The 14,145-nt window shown below is 29.2% G+C and carries 21 protein-coding genes; 18 read left to right on the top strand and 3 right to left on the bottom strand.

The features are described from left to right. The first annotated feature begins 66 nt into the window (after nt 1-66). The gene (locus Q0935_RS05255; protein WP_299383066.1) at nt 67-1,956 is read left to right on the top strand and encodes a hypothetical protein; all 1,890 of its coding nucleotides are present in this window, start codon (nt 67-69) and stop codon (nt 1,954-1,956) included. A gap of 57 nt (nt 1,957-2,013) precedes the next feature. Here Q0935_RS05255 and Q0935_RS05250 read toward each other — a convergent pair whose 3' ends face one another. After that, on the bottom strand, nt 2,014-3,168 hold the full coding sequence (locus Q0935_RS05250) for a DNA polymerase III subunit delta' (protein ID WP_299250533.1): 1,155 nt from the start codon (nt 3,166-3,168) through the stop codon (nt 2,014-2,016). Between the two features lie 183 nt (nt 3,169-3,351). Between Q0935_RS05250 and Q0935_RS05245 the strand changes: the two genes are divergently transcribed. The 4 genes from Q0935_RS05245 to Q0935_RS05230 all read left to right on the top strand — a co-directional run bounded on the left by Q0935_RS05245 (nt 3,352) and on the right by Q0935_RS05230 (nt 8,777). Then, nucleotides 3,352-4,914 carry a hypothetical protein gene (locus Q0935_RS05245; RefSeq protein WP_299383064.1) on the top strand — a complete coding sequence of 521 codons (1,563 nt, stop codon included), beginning with the start codon at nt 3,352-3,354 and terminating at the stop codon, nt 4,912-4,914. An 18-nt stretch (nt 4,915-4,932) separates the two neighbouring features. After that, the gene (gene pgk / locus Q0935_RS05240) at nt 4,933-6,120 is read left to right on the top strand and encodes a phosphoglycerate kinase (protein WP_299383061.1); all 1,188 of its coding nucleotides are present in this window, start codon (nt 4,933-4,935) and stop codon (nt 6,118-6,120) included. Nucleotides 6,121-6,183: 63 nt separating this feature from the next. Next, nucleotides 6,184-7,767, top strand: coding sequence for a LysM peptidoglycan-binding domain-containing protein (locus Q0935_RS05235; RefSeq protein ID WP_299383058.1), 1,584 nt, complete (start codon nt 6,184-6,186; stop codon nt 7,765-7,767). 20 nt (nt 7,768-7,787) lie between these two features. Beyond that, complete coding sequence (locus Q0935_RS05230) at nt 7,788-8,777, top strand: DUF4837 family protein (protein ID WP_299383056.1); 990 nt, start codon at nt 7,788-7,790, stop codon at nt 8,775-8,777. 76 nt (nt 8,778-8,853) lie between these two features. Here Q0935_RS05230 and tatA read toward each other — a convergent pair whose 3' ends face one another. Beyond that, nucleotides 8,854-9,039 (bottom strand): twin-arginine translocase TatA/TatE family subunit, encoded by a 186-nt coding sequence (gene tatA / locus Q0935_RS05225; protein WP_055436204.1) that lies wholly within the window; start codon nt 9,037-9,039, stop codon nt 8,854-8,856. Between the two features lie 225 nt (nt 9,040-9,264). Continuing rightward, complete coding sequence (locus Q0935_RS05220) at nt 9,265-9,426, bottom strand: hypothetical protein (RefSeq protein ID WP_299250545.1); 162 nt, start codon at nt 9,424-9,426, stop codon at nt 9,265-9,267. A gap of 201 nt (nt 9,427-9,627) precedes the next feature. On the opposite strand from Q0935_RS05220, the gene Q0935_RS05215 reads away from it, so the two are divergent. The 13 genes from Q0935_RS05215 (at nt 9,628) to Q0935_RS05155 (ending at nt 14,088) form a co-directional block, all read left to right on the top strand. Next, nucleotides 9,628-11,448, top strand: a complete 1,821-nt coding sequence (locus Q0935_RS05215; protein WP_299383053.1) for an AraC family transcriptional regulator — start codon at nt 9,628-9,630, stop codon at nt 11,446-11,448. Nucleotides 11,449-11,902: 454 nt separating this feature from the next. Continuing rightward, nucleotides 11,903-12,025: a hypothetical protein gene (locus Q0935_RS05210; RefSeq protein ID WP_299250549.1), complete on the top strand. Its 123-nt coding sequence runs from the start codon at nt 11,903-11,905 to the stop codon at nt 12,023-12,025. A gap of 17 nt (nt 12,026-12,042) precedes the next feature. Further along, a complete protein-coding gene (locus Q0935_RS05205; protein WP_299250551.1) occupies nt 12,043-12,168 on the top strand; it encodes a hypothetical protein in 126 nt (41 codons plus the stop codon). An 11-nt stretch (nt 12,169-12,179) separates the two neighbouring features. Next, nucleotides 12,180-12,377: a class I lanthipeptide gene (locus tag Q0935_RS05200; RefSeq protein ID WP_299250553.1), complete on the top strand. Its 198-nt coding sequence runs from the start codon at nt 12,180-12,182 to the stop codon at nt 12,375-12,377. 11 nt (nt 12,378-12,388) lie between these two features. Then, nucleotides 12,389-12,571, top strand: a complete 183-nt coding sequence (locus Q0935_RS05195) for a class I lanthipeptide (protein WP_299250555.1) — start codon at nt 12,389-12,391, stop codon at nt 12,569-12,571. A 39-nt stretch (nt 12,572-12,610) separates the two neighbouring features. After that, on the top strand, nt 12,611-12,790 hold the full coding sequence (locus tag Q0935_RS05190; RefSeq protein WP_299250557.1) for a class I lanthipeptide: 180 nt from the start codon (nt 12,611-12,613) through the stop codon (nt 12,788-12,790). A 15-nt stretch (nt 12,791-12,805) separates the two neighbouring features. Beyond that, entirely contained in the window at nt 12,806-12,964 is a 159-nt protein-coding gene (locus Q0935_RS05185; RefSeq protein WP_299250559.1) for a class I lanthipeptide, read from the top strand. 16 nt (nt 12,965-12,980) lie between these two features. Further along, nucleotides 12,981-13,130 carry a class I lanthipeptide gene (locus Q0935_RS05180; RefSeq protein WP_299383049.1) on the top strand — a complete coding sequence of 50 codons (150 nt, stop codon included), beginning with the start codon at nt 12,981-12,983 and terminating at the stop codon, nt 13,128-13,130. A 66-nt stretch (nt 13,131-13,196) separates the two neighbouring features. Next, complete coding sequence (locus Q0935_RS05175) at nt 13,197-13,340, top strand: class I lanthipeptide (protein WP_299250563.1); 144 nt, start codon at nt 13,197-13,199, stop codon at nt 13,338-13,340. 66 nt (nt 13,341-13,406) lie between these two features. Then, entirely contained in the window at nt 13,407-13,550 is a 144-nt protein-coding gene (locus tag Q0935_RS05170; RefSeq protein ID WP_299250565.1) for a class I lanthipeptide, read from the top strand. A 63-nt stretch (nt 13,551-13,613) separates the two neighbouring features. Continuing rightward, on the top strand, nt 13,614-13,769 hold the full coding sequence (locus Q0935_RS05165) for a class I lanthipeptide (RefSeq protein WP_170148525.1): 156 nt from the start codon (nt 13,614-13,616) through the stop codon (nt 13,767-13,769). Nucleotides 13,770-13,778: 9 nt separating this feature from the next. Further along, a complete protein-coding gene (locus Q0935_RS05160) occupies nt 13,779-13,922 on the top strand; it encodes a hypothetical protein (RefSeq protein WP_299250568.1) in 144 nt (47 codons plus the stop codon). A 25-nt stretch (nt 13,923-13,947) separates the two neighbouring features. Next, entirely contained in the window at nt 13,948-14,088 is a 141-nt protein-coding gene (locus Q0935_RS05155) for a class IIb bacteriocin, lactobin A/cerein 7B family (protein ID WP_121051791.1), read from the top strand. Nucleotides 14,089-14,145 lie beyond the last annotated feature (57 nt).

Raw genomic sequence — 14,145 nt, 5'->3', positions numbered from 1 at the left:
CAATGCTTTTAAATAATTAACTATATTTAGCCTAATAATTTAACGCTATTAATTATTCTATTTAAGATGATGAAAAACTGCTTACCAATCAGTTTCATTGTCTTTACTTTTTGTGGCCTTTTGTATAGTCAAGAAGCAGTTCCTTTTAAAGTTCAAAATGAATTTTATATCTATGGAGATGCTGCTGTTATAGGAAATAATATATTAAGTAAAGACGTAAAAGAACCATTTAATGATACATCACTAACCAATGATGATATTGATATGGTTTTTGTTGATATTGATAATGATCCTTCTACTTTTAGCTCCAGTTCCGCGAGTTTAAAGTTACCCGAAAACCACAAGAAAATTGTCTATGCAGCTTTGTATTGGACGGCTACCTATAGTTACGAACAAGGCTATAGGCAAGAATCTAATGGGCAATTTTTGTTTCAAGGAAAACGAGTAACAAAAAGAGACGAGATAGATAATATAAAGCTAAAATTACCCGGAGGCGAGTATAAAAAAATTAAAGGAACTATAATTTTCGACGGAGACCAAGACACAGATTTTGCATTAAACTCTCCTTATGTTTGTGTTGCAGATGTAACAAAATTGCTTAAAAATACAAGTGCTGTAAATGGAGATTATACTGTTGCAAATGTTAATGCTACAAAAGGCTTTGTTGCAGGAGGAAGTGCCGCAGGTTGGTTGTTGTATGTTGTGTATGAAACAGCTACAATAAAGCCAAAATATATTACTACTTTTAATGGTTTTGCACATGTAAGTAATGCGCCATTAAAACTTAAATTCAATAATTTTAAAGCTTTTGATAAAGGAGATATAAATACTTCATTAGTTTTTGCTGCTTTAGAAGGAGACTCTGCACTTACAGAAGATAATTGTTTTTTGGTAAATCCAATAGCCGAAAAAGTCACTCTTTTAAGTACAGAATCTAGGCCAAGTAATAACTTTTTTAATAGTAAAATAACATATAGTGATAAGGTTTTTAATTATAGATATCCTAAAAGTGAAAACACTTTAGGTTTCGATATTGTATCCATGGATGTGCCAAATGGAGCGGATGCTATTATAGATAATACTACTACAGAAATTGAAATGGCTTTTAATACAGAATCCGATAGATTTTATATGTTTTTTACTGCCTTCCAAACAGAAATAAGTAAGACCTTTTACGAAGAAAAAAACAGTGTTATAGTGTCAAAAATTATTGAAGAAAAGATTGCTAAAAACACTGTTAAAGAGACTGAAAAAACTAAAAAAGAGAAGAAGAAACCTAAGAAGTTAGTGCAGAATAACAAAGCAAAGAAAGAAAAATTAATACCAGTAAAAAAAGCTAAAATAGTAGTCGTTAAAGAGAGTAAAAGTATAGGTAAACCAGCAGGTATTGAACAAGATATTTATACACCAAAACAAGAACTTTCTAAAGTAGAAAATTATGTTCCTATTCTTGAAAAAAAGGAAAAACCATTACCAATTTGGTTACAAAAAAACAAGACGGAGGAGATTGTAACTATAGAAAACACTAATATTTATCAACCAGAAGTTTCTTTAAAAGAACCAGTATTCTCAATTTATTCTCTTGTAATGAATAGGGAAAATTACGAAAAATTACTAACCAAAGAAGATTACGTTTACGAAACGCAAAAGTTTAAGCGTATTCTTAATCAAGAACCAACATTAATAGATGGAGTTGAGAAAGGATATTATATAATTGCAGGTTTGTTATACGATTTAGATTATGCAATAGCTTACCAAAAAGAGCTACAAGATCAAGGCGTTAATTCTAAATTATTTAAAGATGTTTCTCAAGGCAAGTACTACGTTTATTTATATAATTCTATAAATTTTTACGACGTATTTATGCTTAGAAAAGCATTTATTAAAAGTGAATTTTTAGAACAAGTATGGATATTAAATATTAATATAGAAAAAAAAGTTATAAAAAAAATATAACTTTTTTTTTGAACTATTAAAGTGTAAATAATTCTAAATCAAATATTTATAGTTTTTTTATTCAGATTTTTTATGAAGTAATCTGGTCAGTTTTATAGATAAATCGGTAAGAATTATTTTAGAATTTCCATTACGTTCAATATGGTAAATAGCATCTTGTAGTTCGTTAGAAATATCAAGAATGTTATTATTATGTACAAATGGAGCAAAGTTTTCAAGTTTAAACTTTTCATTCTTAATTTCCATATAAACTAATGCCTCTGCATTGTAGTTTAATAGTAATGCTTGACGGAAAAAGTCTAAACAAAAATTAAGAAAATGCTTTTGTGTTTCACGACCAGTTTTAGCAATGTCTTCACTCCATTTTATTAAATCGTGAATTGCAGCTTTATTTCCTTTTGCTTTAAAGGCAGCACGAATCCAGAAAATAAACCAATCTTCAAACTGGGTATCTTCGCTATCGTTATATACTAAATCGCAGGCTTTGTTATAATTTCCATTGGCTTGATGTGCTAGTTTTGTAGCTACAGCTTCATTTAAATCATAATTTTTAATAAGTGCATTTTTTATATCAACTTCGGCTAAAGGAGGAAAATGTAACAGTTGACATCGAGACCTAATAGTATTAATTATTTGTTCTTCTTCTTCAGCAATTAAAATAAAAACAGTCTTATTTGGTGGCTCTTCAATAAGCTTTAAAAGTTTATTTGCGGCAGCAGTATTCATTTTATCTGCCATCCAAATTAACATCACTTTATATCCGCCTTCATAAGATTTTAACGCAAGAGATTTAATAATATCTTGTGCCTCATCTACACCTATTTGACCTTGTTTATTATCGACTCCCAATTGTTTGTACCAATCAAACAAATTTCCATACGGCTGCTTAGTTAATAGATCTCGCCATTCGCTTAAAAAATGACTAGAAACTGGGTGCCTTTTTATTTTATCGTTTGTTGTAACAGGAAAAGCGAAATGTAAATCTGGATGCGAAAAATTATTAAATTTTAAATTGCAGGCAGCATTACCATTATTGTTTTCTCCATCGGTATTAGAGCATAAAATGTATTGCGCATAAGCAATAGCCATTGGTAAAGTTCCAGATCCTTCTGGACCAATAAAGAGTTGAGCGTGAGGTACACGACCATTATCCACACTTGTTGTAAGGTGTTTTTTAATATGTGTCTGACCAATAATTTTATTAAAAAGCATAGAGCAAATATAGTTTATACCAATTATAGTTTAAATTTAACCTAAAGGAAATTATTTATTTTTGTTAAGTATTGGGTTAAACGTCACTTTTATACGCTTTATCCCAAAAAGGTGTCGTTGTATTTATATATATTTACAGATTAAAAGTGTTATCGCTATTTTTTAAAAATTAAACCAATATTAATGAGATTTTTATTACTATTATGTATTTCCTGTATAGGATTTAATAATGTCTATTCGCAAGATAAACAGGCAATTAAAGAACATTTGGATTACGATGGTGTAGACTTTAAATCGGTAAACGAGTTTTATATTTATGGAGACTCTAAAGCTATTGGAAACAGTATTTTAGGAGAACATAAAACTAACGATTTCGATGATTTGAATGTTAGTAATGATGATGTAAAAATGAAATACATTGACATTGATAATGATAAATCTACCTTTAGTTCAAGTGCTGCCAAATTAAAACTTCCAGATAATTTAAAAAAAGTTACTTATGCTGCTTTATACTGGACAGCAACTTACAGTTTAGAAGAAGGTAAAAGAAGAAAATCTAAAGACAGCTACGAGTATAGAGGAGATTTTAGACAAAATAGAGCTATAGATACTATCAAATTTAAAACACCAAATGGTGAATACCAAACTATTGGTGGAAAAGTGCTTTATGATGGATCTAAAAACCCAACACATGCAATAAATTCACCTTACGTTTGTTTCGCAGACGTAACAGAAATATTAAGAAATGCTGAAGAACAAAACGGAGACTATACTGTTGCCAATGTAAAAGCATCTCAAGGTTATATATCTGGAGGTAGTGCAGCAGGATGGATGTTATATGTTGTTTATCAATCTCCAACGGATAACCCAAAATATATTGCGTCTTACAATGGTTTTGCTCTTGTAAATAATTTACCTGTAGATATTACTTTTAAAAATTTTAAGTCAATAGATCAAGGTGATGTAAAAACGTCTTTAGTTGTTTCTGCTCTAGAAGGAGATATAACTTTATCGCAAGATGAATGTGCAATTATTAAAAAAGATGGTTCTTATCAATCGCTTAGTAATGGTGTTAGAAATCAACAAAACTTCTTTAACAGTAGTATTACAAATAACAGCTTGTTAAATACAGACCGTATGCCTAGCAGTAGAAACACATTAGGTTTCGATATCGCAGAGTTAGAAATACCTAATTATAACAACTCGATTATAGATAATAATATGAGTTCTACAACACTACGATTAAAGACACGTTCAGATCGTTTTTACATGTATTTTGCAGCATTTCAAACCGAAATTAGTCAAGACTTCTTTGAAGATGTAATTGAAGAAAAAGAACCAGTAAGTAAAGTATCTACAATAGAGCCAGAAGTTATTAGAACAACACAAGCCGAAGCAAAGAAAAGCAAAAGAAAATACGTGTGGAAACCACCAGGGAAGTTAGGTTTTAATTCTAAAGCTTTTAAAACCTTGGTAGCAAAACGATCGAAACAACTTAGTGATGTTAGTAATGGATATTATGTTGTTACAAATGTATTTTCAGAAGGTACTCGAGCTAGAAAATGGGAAGGTTATCTTATTAAAAAAGGTTACACACCAATTACAATTACTAATCCTAAAAACAATTGGCAATATGTTGCTGTAATGCAAACAGAAAGTGCCAAAGAAGCCTTTACAAAACAACAAGAATTAATTCAAGAATATCGTTTTAGAGATACTTGGATATTAAAAATAAACTTAGATTAAAAGCACAAAAACTAAAGTATGAAGACCTTAAACGATTTCAATTTTAAAAACAAAAAAGCATTAATTAGAGTAGATTTTAATGTACCATTAGATGCTACTTTTAAAGTAACAGATGCTACAAGAATTTCTTCGGCTAAACCTACAATTATTAAAATTTTAGAAGATGGCGGAAGTTGTATTTTAATGTCTCATCTAGGTCGTCCAAAAGGAGCTCAAGACGAGTTTTCTTTAAAGCATATTGCAAGTAAAGTGGAAGATATAATTGGTGTAGAGACTAAATTTGTATCAAATTGTGTTGGAGCTGAAGCGGAAGAAGCAGCTGCTAATTTAAAGCCAGGAGAGATATTAATATTAGAAAACCTACGCTTTCACGAAGAAGAAACAAAAGGAGATAAAGACTTTGCCAAAAAACTTTCTAAGCTTGGAGATATTTATGTAAATGATGCTTTTGGTACTGCTCACAGAGCGCACGCTTCTACAACGGTTATAGCACAGTTTTTTCCTGAAAACAAATGCTTTGGTCTTTTATTAGAGCAAGAAATAAAAAGTATTGACAAGGTTTTAAAATCGGACGACAGACCAGTTTTAGCTATTTTAGGAGGAGCAAAAGTATCTTCTAAAATAACAGTTATAGAAAATATTTTAGATAAGGTAGACGATGTTATTATTGGAGGAGGAATGGCATTTACATTTGTAAAAGCTTTAGGTGGAACTATTGGCGATTCGCTAGTAGAAGACGATAAATTAGAAATGGCTTTAGATATTTTAAAGCAAGCAAAAGCTAAAAATGTTAACATACATCTTCCTGTAGATTCTATAATTGCAGATGCTTTTAGTAACGATGCAAACACTCAAGTTTGCGACATAAAAGCAATTCCAGACGGTTGGATGGGATTAGATGCTGGACCAGAATCTAGGAAGCAATTTCACGAGGTTGTAATGCAGAGTAAAACAATACTTTGGAACGGGCCTTTAGGTGTTTTTGAAATGGAAAACTTCGCTAATGGAACAATAGCATTAGGAAATTCTATTGCCGAAGCAACCAAAAAAGGAGCTTTTTCTTTAGTTGGTGGTGGAGATTCTGTAGCAGCAGTTAAGCAATTTGGTTTCGAGAAGAAAGTAAGTTACGTAAGTACAGGCGGCGGAGCAATGTTAGAAAGTTTAGAAGGTAAAACACTTCCGGGAATCGCAGCTATTTTAGAGTAAAATAGCATTGTACCATTTCTGTTATTATTGCGTTATATCAATTTAAACACAATCCTTTTTTAAATGACATTAGTTTCAAAACATATAGTCGTATTATTTTTTGTTGTCTTCGGATTGCAATTGCATGCACAAGATTCTTTAGAAGTAAAAACAACAAAACTGTCAGAATCCGAATTGGTTGCAGGCGAAAATTATGTAATAGATACAATAGTAGACGGAAAAGCCTTCTATAAAAAATCTATTGAACCATTAAAGCAAATAGACCTAACCAAAGAGTTAGAAGATCATAAATTAGCATCTGAAATAGATAAAAAATGGATGGAAGAGCTGTATAGCACTTCGCTTTTCGATACTATCTATCGAGACGTAACAGATTTAAAATACGAAGCGGTTTACTATCCAGAATTAACTACAGATACTTTAAAAGCAAGATTAGAACGCTTAAATGCGAGAACTCCATTTAATGTAGAATACAATCCGCAATTAGAGAATTTAATTAAACGTTGGTTAAAAACCAGACACCAATCTATGGAGCGTTTAATGGGATTAAGTAAGTATTATTTCCCAATGTTTGAGCGTGAACTAGATAATTACGATATTCCTCTAGAGATGAAATACCTCTCGATTGTAGAATCTGCTTTAAAACCAAGAGCAAAATCACGAGTAGGAGCAACAGGTTTATGGCAATTTATGTTCGCCACAGGAAAACAATATGGGCTAGATGTAAGTAGTTATGTAGACGAGCGTAGTGACCCTATAAAATCTACAAAATCGGCAGCAATATATTTAGCCAGATTATATCAAATTTTTGGAGATTGGGATTTGGCTTTAGCGGCTTATAACTCTGGACCTGGTAATGTAAGTAAAGCTATAAGACGTTCTGGTGGATATACAAATTACTGGAATATTAGACCAAATCTTCCACGTGAAACAGCTGGTTATGTTCCTGCTTTTTTAGCAACAATGTATATTTTCGAATATGCAAACGAGCATGGTTTTGTACAGCATAAACCACAGTTTAATTATGTTGAAACGGATACTATTCATGTAAAACAGATGATTACTTTAGATCAAGTTTCAGAGTTTACAGGTGTAAAAATGGAAACACTTCAATTTTTAAACCCATCGTATAAATTAGATGTTATTCCATATATAAAAGGAAAAAACTATACTTTAAGATTGCCTAGAGACGTGGTCGGTAAATTTGTTAATAACGAAAAGGAAATGTATGCTTTCGCTAAAGCGGAATTCGATAAACGAGAAAAACCATTACCACAGCTTCAAAATGCAGATACTAGAACAAGATATAAAGTACGACAAGGTGATTATTTAGGTAAAATTGCGAGAAAATTTGGTGTACGGGTGAGTCAACTAAAACAATGGAATGGCCTACGAAGTAATAATTTAAAAATAGGCCAAAACTTAACGGTATATCCACGTAATACTTCAGCTGTAACTAAAGCCGCTAGTAAGCCTAAAAGTACTGTAAACTTTAAGGGAACGACGTATAAAGTTAAAAGTGGAGATTCATTATGGAGTATTTCTCAAAAATTTTCTGGTGTTTCTGTTCAAGATATTAAAGATTGGAACGATATTAGTGGTACTAAGTTAAAACCAGGCATGACTTTAAGAATGTCTAAAAGCTAGTAAAACTAAAAAAACAAATTATGCGTAAACTTATTCTATTAGTAGTAATTGTAGCCACTACATTTTCTTGCGGTAACGACGGTAGTTCTGCGGGTATAAAAATACTACCAGACTCTGCAGGGCCAGTAAATAAAATAGCAATTGTTGTAGACAATGAGCTATGGAAAAACACAGTAGGAGAAACCATAAGAAACGTTATGGCACAGTCTATAGATGGATTGCCACAACCAGAGCCAATATTTTCTTTAAACCAGATTCCTACTCAAGTTTTTACAGGTTTTGCTAAACAAAGCAGAAGTATTTTAAAAGTAGAACAAGGAGAAGCTAGTTTTAAAATAGAAAGAGATGTGCATGCGAGACCTCAAAAAATAGTAACAGTTTCTGGAAAAGATATAGCCGAAATTAAAGCGCAAATAACTAATAATGCAGATAATATTGTTGAAGCTTTAAAAGCTGAAGAAATAAGATATAAGCAAATGCAGATGTCTAAATCTTTATCTGGTACTAAAGATATTCAAGAGTCTTTAGGCTTAAAAGTTAAATTTCCATCTTACTATAGAGTAACTAATACTGTAGCAAAGCCGGAAGATAAGTTTCATTGGATTAAGCGCGATATCCAAACAGGTTATACAAATGTCTTGTTTTATGAGTTGCCTTTAAATGCAATTAAAAAGGATGATAGTTTAGTAAGTCAAATTATAAAAATTAGAGATTCTATAGGTAAAAAGTATATCTCAGGACCAGTTGATGGTAGTTATATGGCAACAGAGATGGCATATGCTCCACATGTTTACGAGACAATAATAGATAACAAACCAACTATAGAAGTTAAAGGGCTTTGGGATGTTAAAAATCAATTTATGTCAGGACCTTTTATTATGTATTTAATTGAAGATAAAGTTAATAATAGATATGTAGTTGCCGAAGGTTTTGCATACGCGCCATCTGTGTCTAAACGCAATTATGTTTTTGAACTAGAGTCTATTATAAAATCTATTAGAATAAACTAAGCTTTTTTTGAAAGTATAAAACATAAAAAAACCATCGTAATACGATGGTTTTTTTTATATAATTTAATTTGTGAATTTACTTTTTTTCTTCAGCTTTTCCCTCTTCTTCTTTACTAGCGTCTTTAAACTCTTTAATACCACTTCCAAGACCTCTCATCATTTCAGGTATTTTTTTACCTCCAAATAATAATAAGATTAAAACGACTACTAAACCAATTTGCCAAGGGCCAATTGCTCCTAAAAATATGCTTAATGATATCATAATATATATATATTTAAAGTACAAAGTTAGTAATTTAAGTTTTTATAATGCGTTAAAATGCATAACAATTAAGTAATGTCTTTGTTATATAGCCTCTTTTAAATTGATTTGTGATAATAAAGATAAGCTCATTTAACTTAGTTCGGGTTAAAGAGTATAAAAACTACATTATAAAAAAAGCGTGTAATTTTAAAATTACACGCTTTTTTAAAAAATCTTAATTTTTTAACCAATTTTATCACACAAATGACTTGTGTATCTAGAAACTGTTGTAATTTCTCCTGCAGCTTCAACATTGCTACCTCCATTAATTGTCATTAGCATATTACTGTTTAATTCTGTAATGTTACTTTTTTTAAAGTTTAGTTTTTTTGCTTGAGTTTTCATAAAAAAGATTTTAAGAGGGTTATTAGTTACTTCAAATATCTAGTATTAAAAGCTATAATAAAAAATATAACTCCCTAAATTTATAAAAAAACAGTATAAATAAAAGCGTCAAAACACCTATAAATATTATGTTTTATAGAATGCTTTAGGTTGCTTTTATTTTTTTTAGTAGCTTGGCTTAAATTTGACTAATTCCTTAAAATGCGAGCATTAAAATTACTTATAATACTATTTATTGTATCTCTATTTTCAATTCAATCATTCTCACAACAGGATAAAAAAATATTAGAAGATTCAATTAGAAATAATATTTATAGTAATCCAGACAAGGCTTTAAACTATCTTCATAAATACCTTAATATTTTAGAATCTGAAAACAATATAGAAAATATTATAATTACTAATGCGTCCATAGCTGCTGCTCATGAAATAATGAACCAAACGGATAGTACGCTTTTTTATCACTATAAAAATTTAAGTATAGCAGAGAAACCTAAAGATATTATTCAAACAAAGCATAGTATAGCTAGGATTTTAGAGAATAAAGAACGTTTTAGAGAGAGTTTGAGATTATATCAACAAACTTTAGACTTAGCAGAAAAAAATAAAGACTCTAAGTCTATAGAAACTGTTGAAGCATATATAAGATCATTAAAATTAAAAATAAGTAAATCTAATAACGCTTTAGAAGAGCTTAAAACAGATTATAACAATAAAATTTTACTTGGCGATTTTAATTTAAGGTTTATTCGAAAAACATTAATTGAGGCTTATATAAAGGCAGAAAAATTAACGGAAGCAGAGCAGTTAATAATAGATGGTTTAGCTGAAGCAAAAGCTAAAAATGATTGTGAGTTTATTTATCACATGAATTTTTTAAAATCTAAAATAGATGTGTTTAACAACAAGCTCAATTCTGCAAAAAAAGCAAGCGCAGAAGCTCTAACTTGTGCAATAAAACTAAAAAATCAGGAATTTATTAATGAAATTAAATATAGAAATGCAGAAATTAATTTTTTGAGCTCTAATTTTACTGCTGCTATAACAGATTTAAATATAATAATAGAAAGTACGATAGATAAAACACCATTACAAAAAATAAAATACTACAAACTGATTTCAGACACCTATAAGGCTCTTAAGGATAGTAAGATGGCAGAGGTGTTTTATTATAAATACTTAGAGGAAAAACAAAAAGTTTCAGAGAACAAACTATCTACTTTAGAGACTTTATATAATTTTAATTTAAATAAAAAAGTAGCTTCATTACAAAGTGATTTTGAATTAGAGTTAGATCAAGAGATTTTAGAAAAAGAAAAATATAAAAAAAATAATTGGGTGTGGACATTTATTAGTATTTCACTAATAGTTTTAATAGTTGCTTTGTTTTTCTTTTTCAAAATAAAAGCTTTTCAAAATCAGAAACGTTTTAACGAACTTATGATTAAAATTAAAGCTTATGAAGATAAAAAGAAAACCACTGCTTTAGATCCTATTGCTATTGAAAAACAAGAAACAGTTAATGAGCTTAAAGGAACACAGGATATTGTAGGTGAAAAGGATTTAGAAAAAGAGCTTTCCAAAACAAAAAAAACTAACACTACTACAGAAGAAGAAGAAGAAGAAGAAGAAGAAACAGATTCTGGTTATGTTATAGATGATAAAAAAGTAGAAGAAATATTAATAAAAATTCAAAAATTAGAGGATAAGCAATATTATTTACGCCAAGACTGTACTATGCATAATATGGCTAAAAAACTTAAAACAAACACCTCATACCTCTCTAAAATAGTAAATACTCATTTAGAAAAATCTTTTAGTACCTACATTAATGAGCTTAGAATCAATCATGCTATATTAGAACTAAAAAATAACAAGCGTTTGCGCTCTTATTCTGTAAAAGGAATTGCAGAAGAAATGGGCTATAAAAATGCAGATGCTTTTTCACGTTATTTTAAAGTTGCTACAGGTATTTCTCCTACTGTTTATATAAAAAAGATTGAAGAAATTAAAAACAGTTAACATTAGTGTAACTAATTGATTTTAAGGGTTTTGATTTTGAAAAAAGCATGGTATTTTTTATAAATATACGGTAGCTTAGTTTGGAAGTGACTTTTATTTAAACTTACTTTGAACCATCGAAAGATATGTTCTATTAATTATAACTCAAATAAAACATTTATTATTAGAACAAAAAAAACAGAGCTCTGTAAAGCCCTGTTAATTTTGAAAACACAAATTTTCAAGTATTCCGTGTCCGTCAACATTGAATACTCTACAAATATATATATATTTTGTATCACTACAAAGTAGAATATATTATAAAAGAGTCTTCACTTATTTTTTTCGGAATACATAATTAAATATTGCTTAGGCACGATAGCGCTTGAGATGAAAAGTTGATGAACACACTATGGTTTGTTAGTAGTCAACTTTTCATAAAAGAATTAATTGTAAATCTAAAAAATTCGAAAAAATGAAAACATCACCACATTACCAAAATCAGGAAAATGAAGCCTTAGGCTTTATCTCTAACGAGCTTCAAGAAGAGTTTACAACCGTTTGTCTTTCATTAGGCGATGCCATAATTTTAGATTAAAAGTACAATTTAAATTTATGGAAGAGATTAAAAACTCTTTTAAAGAGCATTTAAAAAAGAGAACAATAGTAGAAATCCAAGAAGAGAAATCTTTATGGAAAAAACTATTAATAAAGTTAAAAATTTTTATAAAAAAAATTTAAAACAAAACATTATGAAAACACAAAAAGCAAAATTAAAATTCAGCAAAAGTTCTATAACAGAATTAAACCAGAGCCAGTTAAATCAAATTAAAGGCGGTACAGGAACCACAATTATTAATCAAACTGGAGGCTCTTTAAGTTGCTCATTATGTATAAATAGTAGTAATGGAGCAGGAGGAGATATAATAGCACAAATGAGAAAACAATAAATATTAAAATTATGAAAACACAAAACTCAAAATTAGTTTTTAAGAAAAGTTCAATAAGCGAATTAAATACTGACCAATTAAGCCAAATTAATGGAGGAACAATCTCTTCTATTTCACCAATGCTTCCTACATCTATAATTACAGTCTCTATAATTGCAAATGGTAGTCAAGGAGAAGATATACAGTCTAGATAAAATAAATTGAAAGTATAATTAAAATAATATTTACAAATTATGAAAACGCAAAGTACAAAATTACAGTTCGATAAAAATTCAATTACAGAGTTAAATAGTTCTGAATCTATAGCTGTAAAGGGAGGATGCCAATGGAGCCATTCATCAGGACCAACATTAACTATAAAAATATCTATAGTTGCAGATAATCCATCTCAAAACGATAATGTTTCATTTTAGAAAAATATAGAAATTATGAAAACAGAAAAGAAAAAACTCAACTTTAAAAAGGATGTAATTGTCGAGCTTAACGACAAACAAATTGAAAATATTAATGGTGGATCATGGACTGTAGTAGAAAGTATAATAAGGGCAACAACCTATGGAACTTGGATAGATAATGGACCACTTTAAAAACCAAATTAAAATTATGAAAACCCAGAACAACAAATTAAAATTAGATTTTAGAAAAAAATCAATAATAGAATTAACAGATCAAGAAACATACGCTGTAAAAGGAGGAACAAGTTTTTTATGCTCTAATTGTATGACAGTAACAATACCAATCACTATTAAATAAATTTAAATATTATTAATAGAAATCGATAAAATATCCATTAACAACAATAAAAACCAAATTAAAATTATGAAAACTCAAAACACAAAATTAGTATTTAAAAAGAATGTAATAACAGAATTAACAGATCTAGAAATATACGCTGTAAACGGAGGAACAAGTTTTTTATGCTCTAATTGTATGACGGTAACAGTACCAATTACTATTAAATAAATTTAAATTTTATTAATTTCTATTAATAAAATATTCGTCAACAACAATAAAAACTAAATTAAAATTATGAAAACTCAAAACACAAAACTAGTATTTAAAAAGAACGTAATAACAGAATTAACAGATCAAGAAACATACGCTGTAAACGGAGGAACAGGTTTTGTATGCTCTAATTGTATGACGATAACAATACCAATTACTATTAAATAAAATGCATTTTTTATAGAAATCGATATAATATCCGTTAACAACAATAAAAATCAAATTAATATTATGAAAACACAAAACACAAAATTAGTATTTAAAAAGAACGCGATAACAGAATTAACAGATGCAGAAATTCACTCTGTAAACGGAGGAACAGGAATAGTTTGTTCAAACTGTATGACAATTTCAGAAAAATCAATAACTGTAACAGTTATAAATTAATAAACAATTATGAAAACACAAGATAACAAGCTTAAGCTTAATAAGAATTCTTTAATAGAATTAAATATGGATTCTATGGCGACTGTTAATGGTGGAAGCTGGACAGTAATAATAGACCCTATAAAAGAAAAAATTAAAACAATTACTCAATAAATAATAACCACTAAAAACACAAATTATGAAAACACAAAACACAAACTTAGCCTTCAACAAGAGTTCAGTAACAGAGTTAAATGATAACCAATTACAAGATGTGAACGGAGGAACTTCTCCAGTATGTACAGGGATTATTATTAGCCTATTAATTACAAGAAAATAAAATTTAATAACCACTAAAAACACAAATTATGAAAACACAAAACACAAACTTAGCCTT

The sequence above is a fragment of the uncultured Lacinutrix sp. genome (genome assembly GCF_947500605.1).
Lineage (GTDB): Bacteria > Bacteroidota > Bacteroidia > Flavobacteriales > Flavobacteriaceae > Lacinutrix.
Note: the sequence above shows the minus strand (reverse complement) of the source record. Positions and strands in the feature narration are given on the sequence as shown.